Source organism: Lysinibacillus sp. KU-BSD001 (genome assembly GCF_042920265.1).
Taxonomy (GTDB): Bacteria; Bacillota; Bacilli; order Bacillales_A; family Planococcaceae; genus Lysinibacillus_B.
Genome location: NZ_JBDQZI010000006.1, coordinates 148,328 through 174,997, shown reverse-complemented (window position 1 = coordinate 174,997; position 26,670 = coordinate 148,328). Strand labels below are relative to the sequence as shown.

Genomic DNA, 26,670 nt, shown 5'->3' with positions numbered 1-26,670 from the left:
TAGCTTGAGGCAAGTGGTGCTTGTTTATTAATCTGTTACTAGCTCTTCAGGTGCCTCGCCTTTTTTCACTTCAAGATAGTGAATTTGGTGACCTTCTTTTTCTTTGATAGAGAACTGGTAGCCTTCATAGTAAATGGACTTTGATGTGTCTAAATCCATGTCATTTGTAAAGTACCAACCACCAATTGTATCAATTTCTGGTTGCTCTAATTCAATATATAACAGTTTTGCTACATCATCGAGCAGTACTTTCGAGTGGATTAAATAATGACCTTCGCCAACACGACGAACTTCAGGAATTTCATCATCATCGAACTCGTCACGAATTTCTCCAACAAGTTCTTCTAAAATATCTTCAACGGTTACCATCCCACTTGTACCGCCGTACTCGTCTAGTAAAATCGCAATATGTGTACGTTCTTTTTGCATTTTTTGTAGCAAGTCGTGAATAGGCGTTGTTTCAATTGTACGTATGACTGGGTTGATAAATGCTGATAGTTTAAATGTGTCCGGTTGAATACGATTTTTCATCCCTAAAGTTAAGAAATCTTTAATATTCAGAAACCCTAAAATCGTATCACGGTCTCCTTCGAAAACAGGGTAACGTGTATAACGTTCTTCAGATATTTGGGTTAATACTTCTTCAAATGTCGCATTTACTTCGAAACCAACGATATCTGTACGTGGTACCATAATTTCTCGTGCGATTTTATCGTCAAATTCAAACACATTATTAACGTATTTTAATTCATTGACGTTAATTTCACCTGATTTATAACTCTCAGATAATAGTAAGCGTAATTCTTCCTCTGTATGGGAAAGCTCATGTTCACTTGCTGGCTTCATGCCAACTAATTTTAGTAATAAACGAGCGGATCCATTTAATAACCAAATAAATGGATACATCACTTTATAGAAAAATTTGATTGGTTTTGCAAATGCAAGTGTGACCGCTTCTGCTTTTTGAATAGCAATTGTTTTTGGTGCTAATTCACCAACAACTACGTGTAAAAATGTGGCGATGGCAAATGCAGCTGCGATGGTAAACCAGTGAATATAATCTGTTGGAATACCGATTGTTTCGAACAATGGGTGTAAAATAAACTCAAATGTTGATTCACCGACCATACCAATACCGAGCGCTGTTACTGTAATACCAAGCTGACAGGCAGATAAATATTCATCTAAATGAGTCGTTACTTGTTTAGCCGCAATAGAGCCTGCCTTACCTTCTGCTACAAGCTGATCGATACGCGATTGACGTACCTTTACGATAGCGAACTCAGTCGCTACGAAGAATGCTGTTAAAGCGATTAAAATCGCAAAGATTGTTAAATTAATTGCCGTGGACAATTAGTCGTTCTACTCACTAAAGTAGAACGTTCACCTCCTAGTTGTTTAAAATTAATAATAGTGATTGCATGAGTGCCACACTTTCTGGTGACACTTTTTTGCGTAATTTTTGTTTTTCTGTTTCGTCCATCTGCTCCATTAATTTCGCCACATCATGTTCAAGTTTTCGCATCTGTAGGCGAATTTCTTGAATATCAATCTCTTCTTCAATTGGCGCATCAATCGTTAACAGTGTACGAATTTCATCAAGGCATTTCCCTGATTTCTTCTGTTCCTCAATCCAATGAATCCGTTCAACCATTGCACGGTCGTAATAGCGATAATTCGATGCGGAACGCTCGACTTGTAATAAGCCAAGATTCGTATAATAATCGATTGTTCGCTTTGTTACGCCAGTTTGTGCAGCCAACTCACCAATTTTTAATTTCTCGTTCCCAAACTATCACCTCCAAACCGTAACGTTATAGTTTAAAGTATAACGTGTTAAAATGAATTTGTCGAATCATTTGTTTTACATAAAAAATACGAGCTAAGTATTTTCTTAGCTCGCATTTAAGTATGTAGAGATATTAATCGTATACATGAAATAGCATTAACTCGTGAATCATTTTTTCCACGTTTGCTAAATCATTTGGTGATGGTGCTTCTCCAATGAATGTAATGCCACCATCTTTTTTATATTCTGCACTGTAACGCTGTTGTTTATAGAAAAATGTGAGTGCCCATCCTGGAAGCTGTGCATTTTCGTACAAAGGTTTAAAATTAAAATGCTGAATCATGAATCTTCCCCCTTTCTGTAATCGTACTTGATAGAGCATGTGAAATGCAATCATCAAAGAGTCTATCATTTCCATAATAGTGGTATAATGAGTAAATGAGAAAAAGGAAAAGAAATGAGAGGGTACAATGGATAATTTATTCGTCCTAATATTATTTTTAGCAGGTGTTGGTGCGCTTGTTGGTGCAGCAACGAACTATATGGCCATTAAAATGTTATTCCGCCCGTACAAGCCGATTTATTTTATGAAGTGGCGTCTACCGTTGACACCCGGTTTAATCCCAAAACGCCGTGATGTGCTTGCGGTGCAATTAGGTAAAACGGTATCGGATTATTTATTGACGCCCGATACAATTAAAAAGAAATTCTTATCTGACGATGTGCGAAATAGCGTCTTACAGTTTGCGCAATCAAAAGTAGAGCAGGAAATCTTTTTAAACGAGAAAACGTTAAAGGATTGGCTTAAGGTAGCGGGGTTCAGTCATTTACCAAAAACAGTTGAAGGAAAAATCGATGTCATTATTTTCAACCAGTTTGAAAATATGAAGCATACATTATCAACGAAAAAAATTCGAGAGTTATTGCCGAAGGATTTAGAAGCAGTAGTGGATCAAAAAGTTCCTGAAGCAGTCGAGCAGATTTTGAAAAAAGGGGAAGATTATTTTTTATCGCCAGAGGGGTCGTTGACGATAAAAAATATGCTGGATGACTTTTTATCGTCAAAAGGGTCAATTGGTGGTATGATTCAAATGTTCGTTGGCGATTCAGCATCACTTGTAGAAAAGGTGCAACGAGAGCTTGTGAAGTTTTTGCAAGCACCAGGGACAAGCGCACTGCTAAATCGAATTTTCACAGCAGAGTGGGAAAAAATAAAAGATCGACCGGCAATGGATTTTATGCATGATATCAACTTCGATACGATTGTGGCAAATATTCAAAGCTATGCGAAACACGAGTTGGCAATCGATGATCGATTAAATAAAACGATACAAGACTATTGGCCACAAGGAAATGACTGGGCAAAAGATGAATTATTGCCGGCTTTAATGAATAAAGTATTCAAGGAAGCAGAAAGCAAAATAGAAGACGTATTAAAACGTTTAAATTTAGCTGAAGTCGTGCGTGAGCAAGTAGACTCGTTCCCGATTGCGAAGCTAGAAGAACTTGTCTTAGGTATTATTAGCCGTGAGCTTCGAATGATTACATGGCTTGGTGGTATAATCGGCGGTATAGTGGGAGTTGTGCAAGCCGTTATCGTGTTTGTAACGAACTAAATTAAAAGAGAGTAGGCATATTACATGACAATTTATAATGAGATTGCAAAGTTAGAAGCGGTGTTCCGTGATACAAAGGAATTTAAGGCGTTACAAGAGACAGTGCAAGAAGTGAAAAAAGATGATGAAGCTCGTACATTATTTACAAACTTCCGTGATATTCAAAAAAAGCTACAGCAAAAACAAATGGCTGGCGAAGAGCTTCTAGAAGATGAATATGTCTACTTACAAAAAGCAGCACAGCTTGCACAGCAAAATATGAAAATTTTAGCAATGCTTGAAGCAGAAATGGCGATGAGTACAATGATTGAAGAAGTCAACCGTATGTTAGTTGAACCAATTCAATCCCTTTATGAAGGACTTTAAGTATTGTCAAGGATCACAATGTATGTGGTCCTTTTTTAATGGAAAAACTTCGATTGTACATGTTTTGGATAAAGTTTCGCGAATCGTTCAAGGCAGTGTTTGAATTCCTTTGTTTGACAAATCATTTTCGCGATGATTTGTTCGTCTGAATATAAAAGGTCGTAGTTAAAATGCGTTTTAAAGAAATTTCGTACAGTATCATATTTTTCATTTAACGAAATGGCCCCATATAAATCATTTTTATCAATTAAATAAATTAAGTCGCAAATTGCATTGCCTTGCTTGGAAGAAATAGAAATTGATACATAGAGCGTACGTTCATCACAACGATTCATATTAAATTCAAAAAATCTCAAGTCAATATGCTTTAAAATCTCTGTAAAAGGCACTTTTTGTATCGTTAATGTCATTATAAAAACCTCCATTTTCAGAATATTTAAATAAATTATACTCTATATAGCGAAAAAATATAATAACAAATATCTGTTATATGAGATGTATTGATAATAAAAAATTAGCAGATGATACGCGTGATTTTTTAGTGTAATGGTTGATAAAAGGCCCTTGCTCGTTGATAGGAGCTAAGTCAGCTATAGTGAAAATCAATGTATTTGATTAAAACTACCTGGTATGAGCAAAACCTTGCCGTATCCGAGCAAAAGCCCAGGGGAAACGGTCAAAAAGCTACCGTATCCGAGCAAAAAGCCGTTGTATCCGAACAACAGCTCGCAAGGTGTAGGTTGATTTTTAAAGTCAATCGTTACACTTGAACATTAAAGTGAACTTATATACCTCATACTATATACCTCTACTATTAATACATCATAAAATGGATTTGAAGTAATTGTAAATTTTTTCACGAGTATTCATCGCTATGATTTGAGCATTTTTTTGATACAATAGAAAAGATGTTTTGAAAGGCAATGAATTATTGAATATAGATGAATTTAGTGAAGGTAGAGAATAAAGATGAAAACGATACACATTAACGAACAATTTAAAGAAGACTGGAACCGTGTATTAAATCATATTGCAAATTTATTTTATGAGGACTCGGTCATTCAATTTACACAAGACGGATCCGATATGTCCATTTCATTTGAGCATGCAATAGATGATAGCTACACAATTACAACTGCTGCTACACTTGTAGTAGATGGGCAGGAATATAACAGTACGTATGCAATTGGTTATACAACGGAAGGAACGGAAAAAGAGCAAAGCATTCGGATGAAGCGTGCGCTATCTCATGTCATGTTAGATGTATTAGAGCAATACACGGGGATGACACAGCAGTGGGGGATTTTAACAGGGGTACGCCCGACAAAACTTTATCATAAATTCCGCAAAGAAGGCTTAACGGAAGAACAAATTTTTGCAAAGCTCAAAGCTGATTTCCGTCTATCTGATGCGAAGATTAGTTTATTAAAAGAAATTGTTGCGTGCCAATTACAAGTCATCCCAGATTTAGACGAGCTCGGGCGTGAAATTTCCATTTATATCGGTGTGCCATTTTGTCCAACGATGTGTGCCTATTGTACATTCCCAGCCTATGCAATCCAAAGTAATCGAAAAGCAGGGCGTGTGGAGAAGTTTATAGATGGACTTCATATTGAGTTGCGTGAAATGGGGAAATGGTTAACAGAAAAAAATATGCGCATTACATCGATTTACTGGGGCGGAGGAACGCCTACTTCGATTGAAGCACATGAAATGGATGCATTATATCAAACGATGTTCGAATCGTTCCCAAACACAGATTCTATTCGTGAGATTACAGTAGAGGCAGGTCGTCCAGATACGATTACACCTGAAAAAATTGAAGTGCTAAAAAAATGGGGCATCGATCGTATTTCTGTCAATCCGCAATCGTACACGCAAGAAACATTAAAAGCAATTGGTCGTCATCATACGGTACAAGAAACGATTGATAAGTTTTGGCTATCGCGCAATATGGGCATGAATAATATTAACATGGACTTAATTATCGGCTTACCAAATGAAGGAATTGAAGAATTCCAGCATTCGTTAGAGGAATCAGCCAAGATGCAGCCCGAAAGCTTAACAGTGCACACGCTGAGCTTTAAGCGTGCCTCAGAAATGACGCGCAATAAAGATAAATATAAAGTAGCCGACCGTGATACCGTTTCACACATGATGCAAATGGCAAGCGATTGGACGAAAGAGAATGGTTACGTACCGTACTATTTATACCGTCAAAAAAATATTTTAGGTAATCTAGAAAATGTCGGATACTGTAAACCGGGTGAGGAGTCCATTTACAATATCGTGATTATGGAAGAAGTACAAACGATTTTAGGGATTGGCTGTGGCGCTTCCTCGAAATTTGTGCACCCAGAAACGGGCAAAATTACGCAATTCCACAATCCAAAAGACCCTGCTGCCTATATCATGACATTTGAAGAAGCCATTCAAAAGAAAATCAATATTTTAAATGAGTTATATCGTTAAGTTTTGAAAGGGGGATAGTGTATGCTATTTCTCTTTTATTTTTGTACAATAAAAAGAAAGGTTTAATACCAAAATATGTTCTTGATTAAAAAATGTAGAATTTTAAAAGCACATGGAGTGAAGGGCGGTGACTCCAGCGGGAAAAGCGAGAAAGTCGAGACCCCGCAGGAGTGAAGAATGAGCGACGAGGAGGCTCGACCTCGCCCGCGGAAAGCGTCCGCCCGTAACGGAATGTGCGGTCAAGTACACGTTTACGTTTTGGTGAAGAGCCATAAAAAGAAAAGGATTTTTGAAGATGAAAAAATTATTAATCATATTAATGATGCTCTTTTTAGTTGGTTGCACAGAAGCGGTACAACCTACTGAAACGGTCACTGTGCCAACTGGTAAAGAGATGCGTGTCCATTTTATAAATGTGGGGCAAGGGGATTCAATTTTTATTCAATCACCGAACGGAAAAACGATGCTAATTGATGGTGGGGTAAAAGGAGAAGGGAATAATATTGTTGCTTATTTACGGGCGCAAGGCGTGAAGCAGTTGGATTATGTTGTGGCGACACATCCTGATGCAGATCATATTGGCGGACTTATTTCGGTATTGAACTCCATCTCCGTTAAAAACTTTATTGATTCCGGAAAAGTACATACGTCTCAAACATATGAGCAAATGATTACACTCGTTGGTGATAAAGGGATTCCGTATACCGTACCGAAAACAGGAGAAACAGTAAATTTAGATGAGGAACTTGATATTATCGTAGTCAGCGCGGATGAACATGCTGCAGATAATAACGAAGCATCCATTGTGTTAAAGGTGACATATGGAGAAGTATCATTTTTATTAACAGGGGATGCAGGCGTTGAGATGGAAAAAGAGATGATGGCTACACAAAATGTACAGGCAACCATTTTAAAAGCAGGCCACCACGGTTCCAATACGAGTAGTTCGCTCGCCTTTATTCAAGCAGTACAGCCAGAAGCGACGATTTTAAGTTACGGGCAAGATAATAAATATGGTCATCCTCATATTGAAGTTATTGAAAGCCTGCAAACAGTACATAGTCAAATTTATAGTACAGCAGAAGGGGGACATATAGTTGTGACAACAGACGGCAAAGTCTATTCAGCAAATACACCTGAATGGATGGGCGTTGGGTCAACAAGTGCTGTACCGGTACAATCGACAGGTAAAGTGGAAATCATTAGTAAAGATGTAGAAGCAGAGTTAGTTAAAATAAAAAATAACGGCAGCGAAGCAGTAAATCTAAATGGTTGGCAATTACTATCCGTCGAAGGTAATCAACTATTTACCTTCCCGAATATTACGTTGCCACCGAGTAAAACGATTACCGTATCTAGTGGACCCGATGCAAAAGAATCGAGTACAGTACTGAAGTGGACAAATAAACAGATTTGGCTAAATTCTGGCGATGCGGCGAAGCTAATGAATGCGAAAGGAGACGTTGTTAGTGAGTTTGAATAAGTATACACTGGATCGTTTTGAAGGGGACTATGCGATTTTTCTTAAGCGCCCAGATGAGGTAGAACAATTGCTCATTCATCGCTTTGATATAGATGTGGAGCTAGAACAAGGAGCTATTGTGGAAATTACAGATACAGGCGAAGGCTATCATTTTTACGTACTCCATGAAGAAAAACAGCAAGCAGAAAATCGGATAAAAGCATTAATGGAAAAGTTAAAGAAAAAGTAGGAAATAGGCTCAGAAGCGCGCTTCTGAGCCTATTTTAGTTACTGTACTTTTGAAATAAATCAGTTGAATTTATTCTTTATTTCATAATTAATGGTCAGCCTCGAAGTATTGATTATAAAAATATTGGTAGATAATCATTATGATTTTCAGTGGAATGGTTGATAAAAGGGGCTTGCTCGTTGATTGGAGAGGAGGCGACTCGACTTCAGCAGGAAAAGCACTAGCCGAAATAAACTAGTTGAAGCCGTGCTTGCGGCAATCAATGTATTCCAATACATTCGTTAACAATAAATTTACAAGCATGTTGTTATCAAAAAAAATAGCTACTAAAACTTTTTAGAAAAGTACGAGAACTTGTCATAAAGAGTGGCATTAGAGAACACATAATATGCTAAAATAAAAACGTACATATTTTGATTTAGGAGCGAAAAGAATGACAATTAAAACAATCATTTTTGATCTAGATGATACACTTTTATGGGACCAAAAATCAGTAAAAACAGCGTTTGAAAAAACGTGTGAATATGCGGCGACAAAATATGAAGTAGCGTGTGAAAAATTAGAAGAGGCAGTTCGTGCGGCTGCTCGTGAGTTATATGAAGCGTATGAAACATACGATTATACAGTGATGATTGGGATTAACCCGTTTGAAGGCTTATGGGGAACATTTGATGACCCGACAGATTCTTTCCAAACGATGAAGGGCCTTGTGCCAGGCTACCGTGCAGATGCATGGACAAATGGCTTAAAGGCATTAGGCATTGACGATGTGGAGTTTGGTAAAGAATTAGGGGAGCGCTTTGTGGAAGAACGTAAAAAAGCGCCATTCCTATACGAGGATACATTTGCGGTATTAGACGAGTTAAAAGGCAAATACCAGTTAGTATTATTAACGAATGGTGCACCAAGCTTACAAAACTTAAAGCTTGAAATTACGCCAGAAATTGCCCCTTATTTTGACCATATCATTATTTCAGGTGACTTTGGGAAAGGCAAGCCAGATGCATCGATTTTCGAGTATGTGATGGAAAAAGCAGGCGTGACAGCAGAGGATGGCATTATGGTTGGTGACAACTTAATGACAGATATTTTAGGCTCATCACGTGTTGGGATGCGTAACGTATGGATTAACCGTGAAAACAAACCGCAAAATCCAGATGTAACACCAACATATGAAGTAACGTCGTTAACAGAGTTGTTAGAGCTTGTACAAAAGCTTTAAAATAAATACGTAAATAATATTCCATGTAAAAAGCATTCGTGTCCATAGCACGGATGCTTTTTCACCGTTTCGTCACTTTTTTTCTGAAATAAATGAATTATCTAATTATTTTTGTTAAACTACAAGTAGACAATAGTATTGAAAGGATTTTGCGTATGAAGACGTGTACATGTGAAAATTGTGGTCGTATAAATTTAGAGATGGAGACGTTCCGAATGGAAGGACATGTAGCACAACTTTGTGTAACATGTGCATATGTATTTGCGCAAAATAAAGAACGCTTTTGCCAGATGGTGCGTTCGAAAACAGCAAAGCAATCAAATGCACAAATGAAAAAGCAACATCAATTGCTATCGAGCCTCATTGCGATTGGTTCAGTTGCTATGCTTGCTATTTTAGGCTGGGGTATAGCAGATCAAGTACATATTTTTGCAGCAGCTGAACAAACTGAATACTTATCGTTTGTGCACTTAAAACAATTACAATAATAACGTCAATATAGTTCAATATCAAAAGGGATGTTTGAAAAGCTAAGCTTTCCAAACATCCCTTACTGCTTATAATTGGTGTAAAGAGACGTTCTAGAATTCATTCTAGAACGTCTCTTTTCTATTGATTAAAGTGTAATTGCTTTTACTTCATCGATGTTTTCAAGTGTAGCAACTGCTGCTAAATCTTGTGGTGTTACAGCGTTGTCAATACCAAGCATCATAACTGCAGAACCGCCAACCTCGTCACGACCTACTTGCATCGTTGCGATGTTCACTTGGCTCTCAGCTAATTTCGTAGCTACGCGGCCAATTGCCCCTGGTTTGTCAGTATTTTTGATGTATAAGAAGTTACCAGTTGGTACTACGTCTACTACAAAGCCTTCTACTTTTACGATACGAGCACCTAAGCCGTTTAGTAAAGTACCTGCTACAGAGTGTGTTTCTTTTTCTGTTTTGACTTCAACTGTTACTAAGTTTGTGAAACCTTTAGCAGTTGTTGTTTTATGTTCGTTAATTTTGATGCCAACACGTTCAGCAAGGTAACGAGCATTTACATCGTTTACATGTGTACCGTGGTTTGTTGATAATAACCCTTTAATAGCGTTTGCTGTTAATGGGCGAACATCGTAGTTTGCTACTTCGCCAGCATAAGAGATGTTTAATTCTTTTACAGTACCTTCAGATACTTGGATTAGGAATTTACCAAGTTTTTCAGCTAATGCGAAGAATGGTTCAACTTCAGCAAGCTTTTCTTTTGGAATAGAAGGCATGTTTACTGGGTTTGTAACCGTACCCGTTTTAAAGAACTTGATAATGTCGTTAGATACGTCAACCGCTACAGACTCTTGTGCTTCGATAGTAGATGCACCTAAGTGAGGTGTTGCGATTACTTGTGGTAAAGTAAGTAATTTGTGATCAGTTGCTGGCTCTTCCACGAATACGTCAAGTGCAGCACCTGCTACTTTACCTTCTACGATTGCATCGTATAAATCGTCCTCGTTAATGATACCACCACGTGCACAGTTGATAATGCGTACGCCGTCTTTCATCATCGCGAATTTTTCTTTGTTAATTAAGTTACGTGTTTCTGGTAATAGTGGTGTGTGTACTGTAATGAAGTCAGCAGCTTGGCAAATTTCTTCAACAGTTGCTTTTGTTACACCTAGCTCTTGTGCGCGCTCTTCAGATAAGAATGGGTCATAAGCCATTACGTTCATACGAGAGCCCTTTGCGCGGTATGCTACTTCAACACCGATACGACCAAAGCCAACAACGCCTAAAGTTTTGTTTTTAAGTTCCACACCTACGTAAGATTTACGATCCCATTTTCCGTTTTTTAGTGTGTTGAATGCTTGTGGAATGTGACGTGCTAAAGATGTCATCATTGCAATTGTATGCTCAGCAGCTGAGTTTGTGTTCCCATCTGGCGCGTTAACAACGATAATACCGTGTTCAGTTGCAGCAGTCAGGTCGATGTTATCTACACCTACACCAGCACGTCCGATTAATTTTAAGTTTTTAGCAGCTTCGATAATTTCACGTGTTACAGTTGTTTGAGAACGTACTAATAACACATGTACATCAGCAATTTTAGCTTTTAATTGCTCTGGTGCTAAACCAGTATCAATAATGATGTTTAAGTCTAAACCTGTTTCTTGGCGAAGTGGTTGGATACCATCTTCACTAAGTGGATCTGCGATAAATACGTTAATTGTTTTTGTTGCTTTTTCAATCGTTTCTGTTGCCATTTGAATGTTTCGCTCCCTTAAAATGTAAAATAAAAAGCCTTTCGTCCCTTACAACATTGTGTAAGGGGCGAAAGGCTGTTAATAAACAAGCTTACGCGGTACCACCCTTTTTCGTTGTAAGGAACATTAAAAAATGTTATATACAACCTTTACCAAATGCGTAACGTGCATGTGACGTATAGGCATACTCAATTTCCGCCTATCTATTCGGGAGTTGAACTCGATTCGAACCTTACACTGATTTGCACCAACCATCAGCTCTCTAAAGAAAGAATTACGATGAGCGTGTCTCCGTCCTAATATTTTGCGTGATTAATTTTGTAAACATCATAATCCCGATTGTTCACTTTTGTCAACAATTTTTCGAAAAAAAATAAAGAAAAAGTATTGGATAATGTCTAAATATGAACAAAATACGAATGAAAATCATTATAAAGTCCATTAATGTTCGTGTTTGGTGTGTTTTCATGTAAGCGTTATCGATATATGAAAACATTGATACCATTGAATTAGCAGAAAATTTAAAAATACATTTTTGTTGATCGTTTAATAGTAAGACGAACATTTTTATTTTGACACAGTTTTGACAAGATTAGAAGGGGAAATATTAATAGAGCCTGAATGTAACAATGAACAAAATACAAAGGGCGCTGTTTGTATCAAATACGACGTGATTGTGAATGGAGCGGGATTAGCGAGACTTCCTACAACGTGTGAGTTCATTGAAGCGAAGAAGGTTGATTAAGAACCTATGAACTGGATGAGGGCAAGGAATTTGGTCATTGTGGGGAATGTTTTTAGTTGATTCACAAGAACAGCGACGTCTTGGTACTAAAGATAGTTAATGGTAGCCCGTCTTACGATTGTAATGTGTAAAACGTTAAAAGGTTTGCAAACAAATTTAAAGGATTACAGGTTGGAAAATATTTAAGTAAATAAAGGTTTTTTCGAGCAAATGTCGAATTTAATGAATGAAAGTTCATTTTTAAAAAAGGGGTGTTAAAGATGGATTATGAAACAATTAAATTAGAAATTTTAGAGCGTAAAGCAGTACTAACATTAAATCGTCCGAATGCGATGAATGCGATGGATTCGAGAATGATGCGTGAGCTAGCGGATTGCTTTGAAGCGCTACATAATGAAAAGGGCGTACAAGTACTTGTCATTAAAGGCGAAGGCAAAGTATTTTCAGCGGGCGGTGATGTAAAAATGATGGTCTCTTCCACAGATTTCGCTGATTTTGGTGGAATTATGGACGACGTTTCGCGACTAGTACGTGCATACTATACATTGCCGATGATTACCATTGCACAAATCCATGGTGCTTCAGCGGGGCTTGGCTTTAGTATAGCTTTAGGCAGTGATATTGTTGTTGCTGAGGAATCGAGTAAGTTAGCAATGAACTTTATTGGTATTGGATTAATACCAGATGGAGGCGGGCACTTCTTTATGAAAGAGCGCGTCGGTACACCGAAGGCGAAGCAAATGATTTGGGAAGGTAAAGTGTTAAACGGCCAAGAAGCATTAGCACTTGGGTTAATTGATTACAATGTACCACCAGGAACGGCAGCTGCGACGGTGGATCAAATTGTAGGTAAATTACTCGCATCACCAATTGCTGCGATGATTGAAACGAAGAAGATTTTACACGATACTAAATTGCCAGAACTTGAAGCCATTTTAGCAGGAGAAACAAAGGGGCAAACAGCGATGCGCCAAACAAAAGATCATCTTGAAGGTATTCAGGCATTTGTCGAAAAACGTACACCGGAATTTACCGGGAAGTAACGACTTTATTTTTGTGAAACGTAAAAACGACGTACTGTCTTGAAAGCTTTTATAAATAGTATAAGGGCATCTCTCATGTATGGGAGATGCCCTTTTTTGGCAGATAGGAAAGTATAAGTTTCATGGATGTCCACCTATGTGTAATCGCATTTTGTGTTAAATATTTTGCCTTTTAGTACGTTTTACCACGCATTAACAGATTGCATTTATAGCTTTACACATGGAACAAAATTAATTTTCCAGTTGTATTTACTAGGCGGTGTGTTTTTTCAGCAACACCTTTTTCTTCGATTTTCTTTTGTCCTTCGATTTTAGCCGTTTCATCACTATCAAAATTCCATACTTCATCGAACAATGTTTCTCCAGTTTTTTCGAATGCAGTGAAGCGATAATTCTCCATTTTAACCACCCTTTATTATGAAATATAACTCTATTATACATGAAATAGTTTGATAATTCACGAAACCGATTACATAGCTTTTAAGATTTTCTAAAATATTACATGTCTATGACGAATATGCATTATCATGTTAAATCCTTTTTACTTGTAATCCACCAGAGCAAATTTCAAATTTGTGCAAATAACCCTTTTCAATCGAAAATGCTGATCTAAGCGTGATACAATAAAAAGGGATAGAATAGGACAGTTAGTAAAGGAGCGATTGTTCGTGAATGGGATTACGAAACTCCAAGTAGGGGAGCAAGTAGATCAATATTTATTAATTAAAGAAGCGAAAAAAGGTGTGACAACGGTAGGGAAACCGTTTATGTCGCTTATTTTACAAGATCGCAGTGGCGACATAGAAGCGAAACTTTGGGATACAAATGAAGAGCATGAGCAAATGTACTGTGCACAAGCCATTGTACGAGTAGGTGGGGAAATCCATGATTACCGTGGGAAAAACCAACTACGCATTAAACAAATTCGTGTGGCACGTCCAGATGAAGGGATACAAATTAGCGATTTATTGCCGACAGCTGCGATTCCAAAAGAGCAGATGTTTGAAGACTTAACGCAATTTTTCTTTGAAATTAAAAACCCCAATATTTCACGTATCACACGCCATATCATGAAAAAGCATCAAGAGAGTTTATTAATTTTCCCAGCAGCATCTAAAAACCATCATGATTATGCATCAGGTTTATTAGATCATGTGGTATCGATGCTTCGTTTAAGTCAAGCGATTTGTGATTTATACCCAACGTTAAACCGCGATTTAATGTATGCAGGCATCATTTTACATGATATCGGTAAGGTGATTGAATTAACAGGACCTGTTGGCACAGCGTATACAGTGGAAGGGAATCTGCTTGGGCATATTACCATCATGGTCGATGAAATCGGTCAAACGGCAAAGGAATTAAATATTGAAGGCGAAGAAGTCATGCTATTGCAACATATCGTATTATCGCATCATGGAAAAGAAGAATGGGGTAGTCCGAAAAAGCCAATGATTCAAGAGGCGGAAATCATTCATTATATCGATAATATTGATGCAAAAATGAATATGTTAACACGAGCACTTGAAAAGACGAAGCCAGGCGAATTTACAGAGCGACTATTCCCGCTAGATAACCGCTCATTTTATAAGCCAACTATTTAAAATGGCTGAGGGGCATGATAGACCCCTCAGTCATTTTTTTGCATAAGAAAAGAATATACATCGTGCAGCATCATAAAAAATAAACCCCAAAGGCATTGCCTTTGAGGTTTAACATACATTATTGATTATCTTGTTGGAATTTTACCATGAAGTCAGCAAGCGCTTGGCAAGCTTCTCGTGGTACAGCGTTGTACGTAGACGCACGGCAACCACCTACAGAACGGTGACCGTTTAAGCCAACAAAGCCAGCCGCTTTTGCTTCTGCTAAGAATTTTTTCTCTAATTCTTCGTCAGCTACACGGAATGTAATGTTCATTAATGAACGAGAGCCTTCTTCTGCATGACCGTAGTAGAAGCCGTTTGAGTTGTCGATTACGTCATAAATTAATGCCGCTTTTTCTTCGTTGTTTTGTGCGATTTTTTCTAAGCCGCCTTGATTTTCAACCCATTTTAATACTTCGCCTAACATATAAATGCCGAATGTTGGTGGTGTATTGTATAAAGAGTTGTTATCCGCATGTGTTGTGTATTTTAACATTGTCGGAATATTCGTATTCGCTTTTTCTAATAAGTCTTTACGGATAATCACAACTGTTACGCCAGATGGACCTAAGTTTTTCTGAGCGCCCGCATAGATGATACCGAACTTAGAAACATCTACTGGTTTAGAAAGGATATCAGAAGACATATCCGCTACTAAAGGTACATTACCAGTCTCAGGGAATACTTTCCACTGTGTACCGTAAATTGTGTTGTTTGATGTAATGTGTACATAAGCATCGTCAGCGTTAAAGTTGATATCTTCTACAGTAGGGATGTTTTTGTATTTGTTTTCTTTTGTAGAAGCAGCTTCTACTGGTTTACCAAATAATTTAGCTTCTTTCACTGCTTTTTCAGACCAAGAACCTGTTAATACATAGCTAGCCGTTTGATCTTGCTGTAAGAAGTTCATCGGAATCATTGTGAATTGAAGGCTAGCACCACCTTGTAAGAATAGCACTTCATAGTTTTCAGGGATGTTATAAATTTTGCGTAGACGCTCGATTGCACCGTTATGTACTTCTTCGAATGTCGCACTGCGGTGACTCATCTCCATTAATGACATACCTGTGTTTTGGAAATCTAGTAATTCTTTTTGTGCAACTTCTAATACTTCTAGTGGTAAAGCAGATGGACCAGCGTTGAAATTGTAAGCGCGTTTAGTCGTTGTATTCATGTGGAACACTCCTTAAAAGTTTATTTCTCCATTATAATATACTGTTTTCAAAAATAAATGGCAAAATTGATAATAATTTTGTGTGAAAAGCAAAAAATAAAGAAAAAACCGTACTAATAGCGCTTGCTTAGTTATTAATGTTCGTTTTTAGGGTGAAATATTACGATTTATTTACAAAAACAAATGCGATTGTTCACTTAATTGTTATAATTAACGAATAAGTAGTGCAATCATTATAAAAAAAGTGCGGGAAGTGAGAAGATGAAAGAAACATTTGAAGCGCTTAGTGCCGCAGCGAAGATGAAAAAGATGACGTGGGAGCAGAATAAACTAGGGTATTTATTTTTGACAATGCTTGGTGGGATATTTGTTGGTTTCGGGATGATTTTGTTAGTCACGATTGGGGGCTTGCTTGATCCAGTAGGGGCACCAAGCATGAAAATCATACAGGGAATTTCATTTGGTGTAGCACTCAGTATGGTCATGCTTGGTGGAGCGGATTTGTATACAGGTAATAATTTAGTCATGACAGTAGGGGCGCTTGAAAAACAAACGACCTGGGGCGATTTAGGGAAAGTATGGGTGGTTAGCTGGATAGGGAACTTTATTGGTTCGTTTGTTGTCGCATGGCTCTTTTTTATGGCAGGTTTAGCAAGTGGCGAAACAGGTGCCTATATCGAAAAAATTGCAGGGATTAAGATGAATATTCCTTTTACTGAACTTCTGTTTCGAGGTATTTTATGTAATATTCTTGTTTGTATGGCGGTTTGGAGCTGTTATAAAGTGAAAAATGAGGCAGCGAAAATTTTGTTGATTTTCTGTTGTATTTATCCGTTTATTACAGCAGGCTTTGAGCACAGTGTAGCAAATATGACATTGTTTTCTCTGGCGTTGATGATTCCACATGGAGAGCTTGTATCGCTTAGTGGGCTTATACATAATTTAATACCTGTATCTATTGGAAATGCGATTGGTGGAGCTGTTTTCATCGGCTTTGCATTTTGGTACAGTCAAGTGCGAAAGTGACGGTCTTGTATCAATTGTAATAATTGTAATGAATAATGTTATAATCAAGGCATTTAGAGAACGCTTATTGAGGTGAATGCTTTGGCTAGAGAAAGAAAATTTTCAACAACAGAAATCTTCCGAGAAACAGAGCGACTATTATTAACGGTCGGTTATGAAGGGTATAATATTAGCTTGTTGGCAGAAGCGTTAAACGTTTCACGGGCAGCCATTTATAAATATTATACAAATAAAGAAGAGCTAGTCGTGGATTTTATGCTGGAGCATATTCAACAAATGATTCAACAATTTGCTGCTGTCGATCACGAGCAAGCTTTTGAGCATCAACTCGATGAAGTACTTGATATTATTTTAGCTTCAAAGGATTTACATCGTATCTTTTCAATGGCACATGTCATTGAACCAAAAGGAAAACAAGAAATCGTGGACAAGATGGAGCATTTAAGTAGGCTACATCAGGATATGTATGCACCACTGCAAGCGATGGTCAACAAAGGAAAAGAAGAAGGCGTAGTAGACGACACAATCCCGAATGCACTTATCATTGCGTTTGTTTTTCAAAGTATCGATTTACCGAACTATATGAATGTCCCAGATGAAGTGTTTTTACCGGCATTAAAAAAACTTGTCAAAACGGGGATTTATAAAGGGGCTTAATGGAAATTTGTTTTATACTCTGAATGAGCAAAAATACATCCTAAAAATACCAGTTGAATAGTAAAAGACATGTATCATAGCCTCCGCGCTTTGCCACAGCCTACACAGGAGCTAAAACAGGCGTGGCCTGTTTAGATCTCCTGTTCCTGCTCCTGACGCTTGCGCTTTCGTCGCAAAGAAAATCTTGGCTCCTGTGGCTACGGCGCGCTACGGCAAAAGTGAATACTTCTCTTCTTTAAAAGAAATCATTTTCTTTCCGTTTGCATGTATAATTGCCCAGCCTCTACCGAAATGGATGAGAATCTCTCTTTATTTTTAACAACTGATCATTGTACTCAACCAAGTGTATTGATAAAAAAATATTTCCTTTATAGAAGCATTTTTTTAGAAAAACGTGATCAAAAATGACTTGCCAGTTAATTGAAGCGGAATCGGCGAGACTCCTACGGGAATAGCATGAGCTGAAGACCCCGCAGGAGCGAGGTACGAGCGACGAGGAGGCTGAAGCCATGCCCGTGGAAAGCGAGCCGAATGGAGCGGAAATCAACGGTTACTTAACTGGTAATATATGTTTGTGAATTTGCTCGTTATAAGTTTATATAGTAAATGAGGGACTATTTTTTCTATCTTGTGATAATGCTGAAGTTATGTCAGTATAGAGGGGACAAGCGACAAGGAGGAACTCAAAAAGTATGGCTAATTTACCAAACTGTCCAAAATGTAATTCTGAATACACATACGAGGATGGCGTGAATTACGTATGCCCTGAATGTGCTCATGAATGGCCTATGACAGCAGAAGAAGTTACAGAAGAGGGCTTAGTTGTACGTGATGCAAACGGCAACTTACTTCAAGATGGCGACACCGTTACAGTGATCAAAGATTTAAAGGTGAAAGGTAGCTCGCAGAATCTAAAACAAGGTACGAAAGTAAAAGGTATCCGTTTAGTAGAAGGCGACCACAATATTGACTGCAAAATCGATGGCTTCGGTGCGATGAAGTTAAAGTCTGAGTTTGTAAAGAAAATCTAAAAAAAGGGCCGTCTGAAAAGACATTTTGAGACGGCATCTTGCGACGAGGATGGTGGCATTTTGATGTGACCACCGCAGGAGCAATATTTCTTAATGGATCATTATTAAGAAGTAAAGGGGTGTCCAGAAAGTTTTTACTTTCTGGACACCCCCATTTTTTGTTTATATTATTGCTCTTTAGATTGGAATGCGTCTTTTAAGTCAGCATCTTTTACTTCTATTTTTGCTTCTTCGATTAACTGCGCTTCGATTGTGTTCCAGTCAGCTTTTGTTGCTTTTAAAGCTTCAGTAATTTCTTCTTTTTTCTCTTCTAACGTACCGTAGCCTTCTACTTCACGCTTGTCCGTTACTTCGATAATATGGTAACCGAACTGTGATTTTACGGGTTCAGATACCGTATTTAACTCCAGTGCATAAGCAGCGTCGTTAAATTCAGGCACCATTTTCCCAACTGTGAACCAACCTAAATTGCCACCTTCTGCAGCAGAACCGTCTTTCGACTTTTCTTTTGCCACTTCAGCGAAGTCCGCCCCATTTTTTAATTCTTCGACAATCGCCTTTGCTTCTTCTTCAGTTTCGACTAAAATATGACGAGCGTTTAATTCATATTTGGCTTGATCATAGTAAGCCTGAATGTCTTCGTCCGTTACCTTTACGTCCTCTGTTGCTTTTTCCTGTAATAATTGGAAACGTATATTTTGCTTGAACGTTTCTTCTGTTAAACCGCTCGATGCTAAAGCCATTTGGAATTGGTCACCGTACTGTTCTTTAATTGCATCATATTCAGCTTGAATCTCTTCATCTGTCACTTTGTATTTGTCATTTAAAATTTTATTGACGACCACTTGTTCAAGTAATGGAGCCCCAGCTAATTTTTTGATTTCAGCATAAAATTCATCTTGTGTAATGTCACCTGATGCTGTAGATACAACTACTTCATCACCAGGATTACTACATGCAGCTAAGCCGATTGAAGCGGCTAGCGTCAAAGCAAAAACTGTCTTTTTCATAAACGAAACTCTCCTAACTATTTTTTACAATGCATTAGTTACTATAACATAAACGAAAAAAAAACTAAACGGTTCCACCTGTCGATTGCCTATTCGTACTGTTCGTCTCAGCATAGCATAAAGGGTAGTAAGGGAGGTGGCAACATATGAGCGGTGGAGGCTACGGCAACGGTGGCGGTTATGGCTCAGGCTTTGCTTTAATCGTGGTTCTATTTATCTTATTGATTATTGTAGGAGCTGCGTTTCTTTATTAATCAATAAAAAAGCGAAATCCGTCTAACGGATTTCGCTTTTTATACTGAAAATAACACTTCCACATAAAACGATACTAATAAAATGGTAATGAGCACATTAATCGTGCGGAAAATTTTGGGGTGTCGTTCTTCGGGAATTTCGCGACGTACACATAGTGCGTATGTCATGCGATTAATTTGGAATAAATAAAATACCGAGAATAGCACTACGATTAAGAGTAGCAATTCTATTCCTCCCCTCTATCACTTCTTTCAGAATATCAAATGACCTATTAGTGAGACAAGTGTGAGCTATCGTCCGTATATGTTGGAATTAAGATTTCATACCCCTTAGGTGTTTCCTCGATTATAGCATTTTTAGGTGCTCGCCATATATCTTTTACAAACAATAAATCAAGTAAACAAATACTACAATGAAATGCTAATGATAAGCAAAAATAATGTGAAAAATGAGGCCATTTGATTGCGCCTAAAATAAAAAAAGTATTTAAGACAAAAAATGGCGTAACTAATGTAAAGAGATAACGATTTTTTGGGATCGTTCCTGTTATGCGCATATGCAAAATAGGGATAAATGTATATTTAATCTTTAAGCCATATGACAGCGATTTTCGATAATTAAACAGCGAAAAATAATGAATAAGTTTGTGCATTGGATACAGCAGAATGAAGGCGAACATAAAACGCAAGAAATAGGCATCTGAATGGGGACTACTATATCGAAAGCTTGTTAGCGCATAAGATAGGCAAAAAACGATGACAAACGTTAAGCTAGTCAATAAAAAAAGCCGTGTTGTTCCATATTCATATTCGATGTTAATGGTTTTAATACAGTTCATAAATGTACCTCATTAATAAAAATTAAAAAGAGTGTACGTAGCTTATACACCCTTTTTCTTGGTTATTGTGTAATGGAAGCTTGCGCCTGTGCGTGATCTAAACTTTCTTTAAAGTCATCAAATGAACGCTCAAAAATATCAATGAAGTCTTCGCCGTAAATATTACGAATGACCGCCATAACATCTAAAAACTCAGGGAAGCGTCCGTATAATTCTTTTAGTGGCAATGAGCCATCGATAATCGCATGTTGTGTATCATGATAATGCTCATACATTCGAAGGATTAATGAATTACCTGCTCCTGTTAGTTCTACATACGTGTTTCGTTTATCATCATCACGTTTTGAAAACTTTAATAGTCCGCGTTCTTCTAATTTTTTAGAGAAGTTAAACGCTGTTGATACATGCATTACACCAAACTTTGCAACATCGGAAATAGAAGCACCTTTTAAATGGAATGAAATCCATAAAATATGATGTTCATTAATGTTTAAGTCGTAAGGTTTAATCCAAGTTTGCCAGTCTTTTTCGACAGCTTTCCAAAGAGCTTTAGATAGCTGAGCAATGCGTTGACTATATAACATAGCCTCTTTCATTGTGTATGATCCTTCAGACATTGCAATCACCTTCTTCTTTCATAGCGTTTTGAAAATATTATAGCAGTAAAAGAAAAAAGTTTAAAGTTGGAAAAATTAAATAATTGAAATGTGATTTAAAATTACAAGTTTTTGGATAAAAACTAGTGAAAAACACAAAAAGCGAGCCCTTTTTATAGGACTTTTGATATATTCGTGTCGTAGTGTATATTATTCTTTATTTTCTAGGTTGAGGAATATTTTTCTCGATTTCGTTAATGGAATTCTGTAAATTTTCGATTTCTTGTTTTAGCTTTTCTGTTTCAGGTTCGATCTCGTTTTTAAACGTTACAATCGTCTCTTTTAAATCATTTATTATTTTAGGCATATTATTTTTCGTTTCTTCTGTAAAAGTAATGATAGATTGTTTTACATTACTTGTTTCATTTTTTACATCAATCAGTTGATCTTTGAATGTTGTAGCATTACGTATAATAGTAGAGCGTAATTGTTTACCAGCCTGAGGAGCTGTTATAATTGTTGCTACCATACCTGTAACAAGTCCGACGCCTAATCCTGTGAAAAATGTTTTTGCCTTCATTTTGCCAACCCCTTTAACATAACATAGATAATGATAGAAGATTTTATACACATACAAGTAGATTTCCCACTCGTATTCTTAATTAAAACATGAAACAAAAAATAACATAAGAAAAGCGCAAGCGTCCACTCTAGCCCCGACATGCGTTGGAGATAGGCTCACAGTGTGCTTGCACACGAAGAGACTTTCGAAACGTCACGAGGGGCTGGGCGCTGGAGCTAGACACGCTTCCAATTAAAAAAAGTTTATATTTTCTTATCTTTAAATAAAAAGAAGCTACGAAATTCGCAGCTCCTTTTTCAGCTTAAGCTTGAGATACTGAAGTTTTGAATCGTGAGCGCTTTACTAGATTTGTTACGATAGGATAAATAATCAGGAAAGCTACTACGTTAAATGCGATAGCAGGTAATACAACCCCAGCAAATAATACAGCGAATGTAGCACCTACATCTGAGCCGATAACAAATAATGCTACCGATAAGAAAACTACTCCTGATAATACCGTTCCTAGTCCAACTAAAATAGCTGATACAAACATACTGCTTGCTAACTTTTTAATAATTAATAACACAATTAAAAATGCAAAGCCCGTAATCGCTTTATCAACTATGTTCGGAATAAAGCCACCAGGGAATGTTGTAAACAATCCTGATAAAACACCAGTCGTTATAGATAATAAGAATGTTTCTTTTACAGAGGGGAATAGTAAAATGCCAATAAACATCATCGTTAACATGAAGTCAGGCTTCATCCCTTGTACTAATCCAGGTGTTATAACATAAAGTGCTGCACCTACACCGACTAAAAGCGCCATTAAAACTAAGTTCTTCGTATTCATTTTTCTCGTCTCCTCTAAACTTTCTAATCTTTTGTTCTCCTAATGTGCACTCATTGCCATTAGCGAAAACTTATACTGAATTTTACGTCTGAATTGCTGAAAAATCAATGACTCTAGCTATTTTTTCTGAAAATAGCTAAAATAATAGGCTTAACTTAACTACTTCGGTAAAATTTGTAGTGAAAACACGTAGATCCACTTTATTTTTCCTGTAATCTACGTGTAGTGTTCGCTTAAAGATTTGCTTGAATAGCTTGTGCAAAGTTTGCTAATTCGTTTATTTCGAATTTTTTTGTATGCCATTGTAAGTGTAATCCATCTGTTTCGTCGTAACGAGGGATTAAGTGTAAATGGTAGTGGAATACAGTTTGACCAGCTGCGGCACCGTTATTATTGACTGTATTTAGTCCAACTGGATTGAATGCTTGCTTGATGGCATTGGCTACTTTTGGTGCTGCTTTGTAAAGGTTAGCGGCCACGTCTTGTGGCATTTCAAACAAGTCTTGGCAATGTGTTTTTGGAATAAGTAGCGTATGGCCCTTCGTTAAAGGCATAATGTCCATAAATGCGTATACGTGCTCGTCCTCGTATACTTTCGAACTTGGAATGTCTCCATTGATAATTTTACAAAATAGGCAATCGCTCATTTCAAAACATCCTTTCCATCTATTTTCATCTATTTTAACATATGTACACTGAATGTTTTCCAACTTTTTGATAAACTAAGGACAAGCTCTAAATGAGTAAAAATACATCCTAAAAATACCAGTTAAATAGTAAAAGACATGTATCATAGCCTCCGCGCTTTGCCACAGCCTACACAGGAGCTAAAACAGGCGCGGCCTGTTTGGATCTCCTGTTCCGGCTCCTGTGGCTATGGCAACAGTAAATACTTCTCGATATGCTAGAAAAACATTTTTCTTCTTTAAAAGAAATCAATTTCTTTCTATTTGCAAGTATAATTGCCTAGCCTCTACCGTAATGAATGAGAATCTTTCTTTATTTTTAGCAACCAATTATTATATTCCAGGTGTGTTGATTATTAAAGTATTTCCTGTATAGCAGCGTGTTTTTTTAGCAAAAACGTGATCAAAAATGACTTGCCAGTTGATTGAAGCGGAATCGGCGAGACTCCTACGGGAATAGCATGAGCTGAAGACCCCGCAGGAGCGAGGTACGAGCGACGAGGAGGCTGAAGCCATGCCCGTGGAAAGCGAGCCGAATGGAGCGGAAAGCAACGGTTACTCAGCTGGTAATATATGTTTGGGGATTTGCTCGTTATGAGGACAAGAATAGGAGTGACATTATGACGATTTTACAAGTATCTAATGTGTCAGGTGGCTATACGAGAAAGCCTGTCATTAAAGATTTATCATTTACGATTGAAAAAGGCGAGCTTGTTGGGCTAATCGGGTTAAACGGTGCTGGCAAAAGTACGACGATTAAGCATATTATTGGCACGCTGCTACCGCGTGAAGGCGAAATTCGTTTAAATGGCGTGACGTTAAAGGAAAATATGGACACATACCGTTCTAGCTTTTCATACATTCCAGAGACGCCTGTTTTATATGAAGAGTTAACATTAAAAGAACATTTAGCTTTAACTGCGATGGCTTATGGGATTGATGAAAAAACATTAGCAGAACGGTCTGACAAACTATTAAAAGAGTTCCGAATGGAAAAACGCCTGAATTGGTTCCCATCACATTTCTCTAAAGGAATGCGTCAAAAAGTAATGATTATGAGTGCATTTTTAGTGAATCCAAGTTTGTATATTATCGACGAACCATTTGTTGGACTTGATCCACTGGGCATCCAATCATTGTTAGAACAAATGGATATGAAAAAACGAGAAGGTGCTTCCATTTTAATGTCAACGCATATTTTATCGACAGCAGAAAGGTATTGTGATCGCATTATTTTGCTACATGAAGGGCGTGTGCGTGCACAAGGAACGATGGATGACCTGCGCCGTGCGTTTCGTATGCCACATGCAACACTCGATGATTTGTACATTGCGATGACGAAGGAACAAGCGGGTGAATAGCATGCAAAATATTTGGTCAAAGCGATTTCTCCATTATATAGGTGAAGTACAAAAATATATGCGCTTCGTTTTTACGGGACATATAGCGATTGTCCTTGTATTTGTCGTCGGAGCAGGTGGTTATCAATATAGTGAATGGTTAAAAGTAGCACCAAATGATTTTCCAGCTGAATGGCTTGTCGCCGTTCTTGTAGGTGTCATTTTAGCGTTTAGTGCCCCGACAACTCTTATTCGTGAGCCGGATCAAGTGTATTTATTGCCACTTGAGACGAAAATGCCAATTTATTTTAAAAAAGCGCTAAACTGGACATTTATATCGCAATTGTTGCTTTCTATAGCGACTTATATTGTAGCGATTCCACTATTAAATACGGTGACAGCGCTACCAGTAAGTCAAATTTGGATAGGTCTTTTTGTCATTATCCTGTTGAAATATTTGAATGTGCAAATGGAATTTAATTATCGCTATAGTAATCGTGGACAATTGATATGGATTGACCGCATTGCACGTATGATCATGTCGATTTTAATCATTCATAGCATCTTAACAAGTGGATTGGTGCTAGGTGTCATTCTTTTGGTTATCGTCACTACCTATCATGTATTTTTAATAAAACGTGTAGCCGATGAACCTGTACCTTATGAACACTTTGTAAAGTTAGAACAAAATCGCATGATGCGCTTTTATCGCTTTGCCAATTACTTTACGGATGTACCACATTTACGAGGCTCGATTCGCCGCCGAGCATGGCTGGATTTTGTGTACGCATGGATTCCATTTAAGAAGGAAAAAACACAACATTATTTAGTATTCCGTACATTCGTTCGAACGGATGATTATTTTTATTTATGGTTACGTTTAACTGTTATTTCAGCGGTCATCGTAGTATTTGTCGATATTCCTGTTGTGACTTGGATTGTAGTAGGGGCTTTATCGTTTGCCACAACACTTCAATTAAAATATGCCCTGTTATCATCAGGGGAGTTTCGAATGGATATGTTATATCCTGTACCGTTCAAGCAACGTGGCTATGCGGTTGAAACATTACTACGCTTCTTTATGGTTATTCAAGCAATCATTGTAACGATTTGTGGCATGACGCAGCCACTATTTCTCTTTATCCCACTTATTATTCTCGTGGTAAGTGAATTAACGTTACGATTAACGAAGGGCGCGTCTGAAAATGCCCTTTAAGACGCGCTCTTTGCTACGGGATGAAAGTGATTGTCTGAGGGCTATCCATAATTGGATAGCCCCTTATTGTTCAAGTTGCGGTGCAGTAAAGGTTGTCGTATACGTTTTAGAAGTAAAGAAAGTTTGGGTGGGCGAGCTGGATGAATCGAGTAGCTGTGCTAGTTCCGCATGAAAGACGTTGGATTTTGTCCATACTTCAAATGACGCAGGCCCTGCCCATTGTGTGACAACAACATAGGTTTCTGCTTTGATAGGACGTAATACGCGGTAGGCGATGCACGATGTATCTTGTTTTAGGTGAGCGATGGCCTTGATGATGCGTTCTTCAAAAAGTGGGCGCGATTCCTCCATGACAGGTACATTTTGCATGGCGACAAAGCCGCGTTGCTCAAAGTGACCTGCTCCGTCGATTACTTCAAAACGGCGTGGTGTTGCGAAAACGGATTTTTTTTCGGATTCGTGCATGACGACAGAGTTGCCTTGTCCGTGTAATAAAATCATCTTTTCCTTTGCATATTTTGTGAGTAAACGTTCCATAAACTCCGGCGTCCCCGATGTTAAATAAAAATTCAT

Annotated in this window: 30 protein-coding genes and 1 other annotated feature; of the genes, 15 read left to right on the top strand and 15 right to left on the bottom strand. The window is 37.7% G+C overall.

Features of this window, described 5'->3' with window-relative positions; genetic code table 11:
* Positions 1–27 precede the first annotated feature (27 nt).
* From AAGS61_RS11245 to AAGS61_RS11235, 3 genes are all read right to left on the bottom strand, one after another.
* Positions 28–1,353 (bottom strand): hemolysin family protein, encoded by a 1,326-nt coding sequence (locus AAGS61_RS11245; protein ID WP_391371557.1) that lies wholly within the window; start codon positions 1,351–1,353, stop codon positions 28–30.
* A 37-nt stretch (positions 1,354–1,390) separates the two neighbouring features.
* A complete protein-coding gene (locus AAGS61_RS11240) occupies positions 1,391–1,762 on the bottom strand; it encodes a MerR family transcriptional regulator (RefSeq protein WP_391371555.1) in 372 nt (123 codons plus the stop codon).
* Positions 1,763–1,922: 160 nt separating this feature from the next.
* Complete coding sequence (locus AAGS61_RS11235) at positions 1,923–2,132, bottom strand: YheE family protein (protein WP_391371552.1); 210 nt, start codon at positions 2,130–2,132, stop codon at positions 1,923–1,925.
* Positions 2,133–2,259: 127 nt separating this feature from the next.
* On the opposite strand from AAGS61_RS11235, the gene AAGS61_RS11230 reads away from it, so the two are divergent.
* Both AAGS61_RS11230 and AAGS61_RS11225 read left to right on the top strand, forming a co-directional pair.
* A complete protein-coding gene (locus tag AAGS61_RS11230; protein WP_391371549.1) occupies positions 2,260–3,405 on the top strand; it encodes a DUF445 domain-containing protein in 1,146 nt (381 codons plus the stop codon).
* Between the two features lie 24 nt (positions 3,406–3,429).
* Positions 3,430–3,771, top strand: a complete 342-nt coding sequence (locus AAGS61_RS11225) for a YlbF family regulator (protein ID WP_391371546.1) — start codon at positions 3,430–3,432, stop codon at positions 3,769–3,771.
* 35 nt (positions 3,772–3,806) lie between these two features.
* Here the strand turns inward: AAGS61_RS11225 and AAGS61_RS11220 are convergent, their stop codons facing one another.
* Complete coding sequence (locus AAGS61_RS11220) at positions 3,807–4,181, bottom strand: hypothetical protein (RefSeq protein ID WP_391371544.1); 375 nt, start codon at positions 4,179–4,181, stop codon at positions 3,807–3,809.
* Positions 4,182–4,740: 559 nt separating this feature from the next.
* Here AAGS61_RS11220 and AAGS61_RS11215 point away from each other — a divergent pair.
* The 5 genes from AAGS61_RS11215 (at position 4,741) to AAGS61_RS11195 (ending at position 9,665) form a co-directional block, all read left to right on the top strand.
* Positions 4,741–6,243: a coproporphyrinogen III oxidase gene (locus AAGS61_RS11215; protein ID WP_391371541.1), complete on the top strand. Its 1,503-nt coding sequence runs from the start codon at positions 4,741–4,743 to the stop codon at positions 6,241–6,243.
* Positions 6,244–6,538: 295 nt separating this feature from the next.
* Positions 6,539–7,726 carry an MBL fold metallo-hydrolase gene (locus AAGS61_RS11210; protein ID WP_391371539.1) on the top strand — a complete coding sequence of 396 codons (1,188 nt, stop codon included), beginning with the start codon at positions 6,539–6,541 and terminating at the stop codon, positions 7,724–7,726.
* Entirely contained in the window at positions 7,713–7,955 is a 243-nt protein-coding gene (locus AAGS61_RS11205; protein ID WP_391371536.1) for a DUF3006 domain-containing protein, read from the top strand. Before AAGS61_RS11210 ends, AAGS61_RS11205 begins: the two co-directional genes overlap by 14 nt.
* Before the next feature lie 433 nt (positions 7,956–8,388).
* On the top strand, positions 8,389–9,177 hold the full coding sequence (locus AAGS61_RS11200; protein WP_391371533.1) for an HAD family hydrolase: 789 nt from the start codon (positions 8,389–8,391) through the stop codon (positions 9,175–9,177).
* Between the two features lie 155 nt (positions 9,178–9,332).
* A complete protein-coding gene (locus AAGS61_RS11195; protein WP_391371531.1) occupies positions 9,333–9,665 on the top strand; it encodes a hypothetical protein in 333 nt (110 codons plus the stop codon).
* Between the two features lie 128 nt (positions 9,666–9,793).
* Here the strand turns inward: AAGS61_RS11195 and serA are convergent, their stop codons facing one another.
* A complete protein-coding gene (gene serA, locus AAGS61_RS11190; RefSeq protein WP_391371528.1) occupies positions 9,794–11,416 on the bottom strand; it encodes a phosphoglycerate dehydrogenase in 1,623 nt (540 codons plus the stop codon).
* 60 nt (positions 11,417–11,476) lie between these two features.
* Positions 11,477–11,723 (bottom strand) — a binding site (T-box leader).
* A gap of 698 nt (positions 11,724–12,421) precedes the next feature.
* Between serA and AAGS61_RS11185 the strand changes: the two genes are divergently transcribed.
* Positions 12,422–13,204 carry an enoyl-CoA hydratase gene (locus AAGS61_RS11185; protein WP_391371525.1) on the top strand — a complete coding sequence of 261 codons (783 nt, stop codon included), beginning with the start codon at positions 12,422–12,424 and terminating at the stop codon, positions 13,202–13,204.
* A gap of 214 nt (positions 13,205–13,418) precedes the next feature.
* On the opposite strand, the gene AAGS61_RS11180 is transcribed toward AAGS61_RS11185, so the two are convergent.
* Positions 13,419–13,604, bottom strand: a complete 186-nt coding sequence (locus AAGS61_RS11180) for a YhzD family protein (protein ID WP_391371523.1) — start codon at positions 13,602–13,604, stop codon at positions 13,419–13,421.
* 268 nt (positions 13,605–13,872) lie between these two features.
* Between AAGS61_RS11180 and yhaM the strand changes: the two genes are divergently transcribed.
* On the top strand, positions 13,873–14,808 hold the full coding sequence (yhaM, locus tag AAGS61_RS11175; protein WP_391371521.1) for a 3'-5' exoribonuclease YhaM: 936 nt from the start codon (positions 13,873–13,875) through the stop codon (positions 14,806–14,808).
* Positions 14,809–14,926: 118 nt separating this feature from the next.
* Here the strand turns inward: yhaM and serC are convergent, their stop codons facing one another.
* Positions 14,927–16,024 carry a 3-phosphoserine/phosphohydroxythreonine transaminase gene (serC, locus tag AAGS61_RS11170; RefSeq protein ID WP_391371518.1) on the bottom strand — a complete coding sequence of 366 codons (1,098 nt, stop codon included), beginning with the start codon at positions 16,022–16,024 and terminating at the stop codon, positions 14,927–14,929.
* Between the two features lie 261 nt (positions 16,025–16,285).
* On the opposite strand from serC, the gene AAGS61_RS11165 reads away from it, so the two are divergent.
* The 3 genes from AAGS61_RS11165 to AAGS61_RS11155 all read left to right on the top strand — a co-directional run bounded on the left by AAGS61_RS11165 (position 16,286) and on the right by AAGS61_RS11155 (position 18,738).
* The gene (locus tag AAGS61_RS11165; RefSeq protein ID WP_391371515.1) at positions 16,286–17,050 is read left to right on the top strand and encodes a formate/nitrite transporter family protein; all 765 of its coding nucleotides are present in this window, start codon (positions 16,286–16,288) and stop codon (positions 17,048–17,050) included.
* A gap of 81 nt (positions 17,051–17,131) precedes the next feature.
* Positions 17,132–17,707 carry a TetR/AcrR family transcriptional regulator gene (locus AAGS61_RS11160; protein WP_391371512.1) on the top strand — a complete coding sequence of 192 codons (576 nt, stop codon included), beginning with the start codon at positions 17,132–17,134 and terminating at the stop codon, positions 17,705–17,707.
* A gap of 692 nt (positions 17,708–18,399) precedes the next feature.
* Positions 18,400–18,738: a zinc ribbon domain-containing protein YjdM gene (locus AAGS61_RS11155; RefSeq protein WP_391371509.1), complete on the top strand. Its 339-nt coding sequence runs from the start codon at positions 18,400–18,402 to the stop codon at positions 18,736–18,738.
* A 167-nt stretch (positions 18,739–18,905) separates the two neighbouring features.
* On the opposite strand, the gene AAGS61_RS11150 is transcribed toward AAGS61_RS11155, so the two are convergent.
* Complete coding sequence (locus tag AAGS61_RS11150; RefSeq protein ID WP_391371506.1) at positions 18,906–19,748, bottom strand: peptidylprolyl isomerase; 843 nt, start codon at positions 19,746–19,748, stop codon at positions 18,906–18,908.
* Positions 19,749–19,894: 146 nt separating this feature from the next.
* Here AAGS61_RS11150 and AAGS61_RS11145 point away from each other — a divergent pair, with 146 nt between their 5' ends.
* Positions 19,895–20,002 (top strand): YjcZ family sporulation protein, encoded by a 108-nt coding sequence (locus AAGS61_RS11145; RefSeq protein ID WP_391371504.1) that lies wholly within the window; start codon positions 19,895–19,897, stop codon positions 20,000–20,002.
* A 39-nt stretch (positions 20,003–20,041) separates the two neighbouring features.
* Here the strand turns inward: AAGS61_RS11145 and AAGS61_RS11140 are convergent, their stop codons facing one another.
* The 6 genes from AAGS61_RS11140 to AAGS61_RS11115 all read right to left on the bottom strand — a co-directional run bounded on the left by AAGS61_RS11140 (position 20,042) and on the right by AAGS61_RS11115 (position 23,502).
* On the bottom strand, positions 20,042–20,227 hold the full coding sequence (locus AAGS61_RS11140) for a hypothetical protein (RefSeq protein ID WP_391371501.1): 186 nt from the start codon (positions 20,225–20,227) through the stop codon (positions 20,042–20,044).
* 47 nt (positions 20,228–20,274) lie between these two features.
* Positions 20,275–20,682: a DUF3267 domain-containing protein gene (locus tag AAGS61_RS11135; protein ID WP_391371662.1), complete on the bottom strand. Its 408-nt coding sequence runs from the start codon at positions 20,680–20,682 to the stop codon at positions 20,275–20,277.
* A 221-nt stretch (positions 20,683–20,903) separates the two neighbouring features.
* Positions 20,904–21,464, bottom strand: coding sequence for an HTH-type transcriptional regulator Hpr (locus AAGS61_RS11130; protein WP_391371659.1), 561 nt, complete (start codon positions 21,462–21,464; stop codon positions 20,904–20,906).
* Positions 21,465–21,654: 190 nt separating this feature from the next.
* Positions 21,655–22,017 (bottom strand): YtxH domain-containing protein, encoded by a 363-nt coding sequence (locus tag AAGS61_RS11125; RefSeq protein WP_391371499.1) that lies wholly within the window; start codon positions 22,015–22,017, stop codon positions 21,655–21,657.
* 304 nt (positions 22,018–22,321) lie between these two features.
* The gene (locus AAGS61_RS11120; protein WP_391371497.1) at positions 22,322–22,855 is read right to left on the bottom strand and encodes a tryptophan transporter; all 534 of its coding nucleotides are present in this window, start codon (positions 22,853–22,855) and stop codon (positions 22,322–22,324) included.
* Between the two features lie 233 nt (positions 22,856–23,088).
* A complete protein-coding gene (locus tag AAGS61_RS11115; RefSeq protein WP_391371494.1) occupies positions 23,089–23,502 on the bottom strand; it encodes an HIT family protein in 414 nt (137 codons plus the stop codon).
* A 659-nt stretch (positions 23,503–24,161) separates the two neighbouring features.
* On the opposite strand from AAGS61_RS11115, the gene AAGS61_RS11110 reads away from it, so the two are divergent.
* The gene (locus AAGS61_RS11110; protein ID WP_391371492.1) at positions 24,162–24,902 is read left to right on the top strand and encodes an ABC transporter ATP-binding protein; all 741 of its coding nucleotides are present in this window, start codon (positions 24,162–24,164) and stop codon (positions 24,900–24,902) included.
* Positions 24,895–26,097: an ABC transporter permease gene (locus tag AAGS61_RS11105; RefSeq protein ID WP_391371490.1), complete on the top strand. Its 1,203-nt coding sequence runs from the start codon at positions 24,895–24,897 to the stop codon at positions 26,095–26,097. Before AAGS61_RS11110 ends, AAGS61_RS11105 begins: the two co-directional genes overlap by 8 nt.
* Before the next feature lie 63 nt (positions 26,098–26,160).
* Here the strand turns inward: AAGS61_RS11105 and AAGS61_RS11100 are convergent, their stop codons facing one another.
* The gene (locus AAGS61_RS11100; RefSeq protein ID WP_391371487.1) at positions 26,161–26,670 is read right to left on the bottom strand and encodes an antibiotic biosynthesis monooxygenase family protein; all 510 of its coding nucleotides are present in this window, start codon (positions 26,668–26,670) and stop codon (positions 26,161–26,163) included.

What these genes read in the sequence shown, in the direction of transcription:
- AAGS61_RS11235 (WP_391371552.1), bottom strand. Translation starts at nt 2,132, where the DNA reads ATGATTCAGCATTTTAATTTTAAACCTTTGTACGAAAATGCACAGCTT.
- AAGS61_RS11145 (WP_391371504.1), top strand. Translation starts at nt 19,895, where the DNA reads ATGAGCGGTGGAGGCTACGGCAACGGTGGCGGTTATGGCTCAGGCTTT.
- AAGS61_RS11180 (WP_391371523.1), bottom strand. Translation starts at nt 13,604, where the DNA reads ATGGAGAATTATCGCTTCACTGCATTCGAAAAAACTGGAGAAACATTG.
- AAGS61_RS11150 (WP_391371506.1), bottom strand. Translation starts at nt 19,748, where the DNA reads ATGAAAAAGACAGTTTTTGCTTTGACGCTAGCCGCTTCAATCGGCTTA.
- AAGS61_RS11220 (WP_391371544.1), bottom strand. Translation starts at nt 4,181, where the DNA reads ATGACATTAACGATACAAAAAGTGCCTTTTACAGAGATTTTAAAGCAT.
- AAGS61_RS11200 (WP_391371533.1), top strand. Translation starts at nt 8,389, where the DNA reads ATGACAATTAAAACAATCATTTTTGATCTAGATGATACACTTTTATGG.
- AAGS61_RS11225 (WP_391371546.1), top strand. Translation starts at nt 3,430, where the DNA reads ATGACAATTTATAATGAGATTGCAAAGTTAGAAGCGGTGTTCCGTGAT.
- serC (WP_391371518.1), bottom strand. Translation starts at nt 16,024, where the DNA reads ATGAATACAACGACTAAACGCGCTTACAATTTCAACGCTGGTCCATCT.
- serA (WP_391371528.1), bottom strand. Translation starts at nt 11,416, where the DNA reads ATGGCAACAGAAACGATTGAAAAAGCAACAAAAACAATTAACGTATTT.
- AAGS61_RS11155 (WP_391371509.1), top strand. Translation starts at nt 18,400, where the DNA reads ATGGCTAATTTACCAAACTGTCCAAAATGTAATTCTGAATACACATAC.
- AAGS61_RS11165 (WP_391371515.1), top strand. Translation starts at nt 16,286, where the DNA reads ATGAAAGAAACATTTGAAGCGCTTAGTGCCGCAGCGAAGATGAAAAAG.
- AAGS61_RS11110 (WP_391371492.1), top strand. Translation starts at nt 24,162, where the DNA reads ATGACGATTTTACAAGTATCTAATGTGTCAGGTGGCTATACGAGAAAG.
- AAGS61_RS11195 (WP_391371531.1), top strand. Translation starts at nt 9,333, where the DNA reads ATGAAGACGTGTACATGTGAAAATTGTGGTCGTATAAATTTAGAGATG.
- AAGS61_RS11125 (WP_391371499.1), bottom strand. Translation starts at nt 22,017, where the DNA reads ATGAAGGCAAAAACATTTTTCACAGGATTAGGCGTCGGACTTGTTACA.
- AAGS61_RS11210 (WP_391371539.1), top strand. Translation starts at nt 6,539, where the DNA reads ATGAAAAAATTATTAATCATATTAATGATGCTCTTTTTAGTTGGTTGC.
- AAGS61_RS11100 (WP_391371487.1), bottom strand. Translation starts at nt 26,670, where the DNA reads ATGAATTTTTATTTAACATCGGGGACGCCGGAGTTTATGGAACGTTTA.
- AAGS61_RS11120 (WP_391371497.1), bottom strand. Translation starts at nt 22,855, where the DNA reads ATGAATACGAAGAACTTAGTTTTAATGGCGCTTTTAGTCGGTGTAGGT.
- AAGS61_RS11230 (WP_391371549.1), top strand. Translation starts at nt 2,260, where the DNA reads ATGGATAATTTATTCGTCCTAATATTATTTTTAGCAGGTGTTGGTGCG.
- AAGS61_RS11185 (WP_391371525.1), top strand. Translation starts at nt 12,422, where the DNA reads ATGGATTATGAAACAATTAAATTAGAAATTTTAGAGCGTAAAGCAGTA.
- AAGS61_RS11215 (WP_391371541.1), top strand. Translation starts at nt 4,741, where the DNA reads ATGAAAACGATACACATTAACGAACAATTTAAAGAAGACTGGAACCGT.
- AAGS61_RS11115 (WP_391371494.1), bottom strand. Translation starts at nt 23,502, where the DNA reads ATGAGCGATTGCCTATTTTGTAAAATTATCAATGGAGACATTCCAAGT.
- AAGS61_RS11135 (WP_391371662.1), bottom strand. Translation starts at nt 20,682, where the DNA reads ATGTTCGCCTTCATTCTGCTGTATCCAATGCACAAACTTATTCATTAT.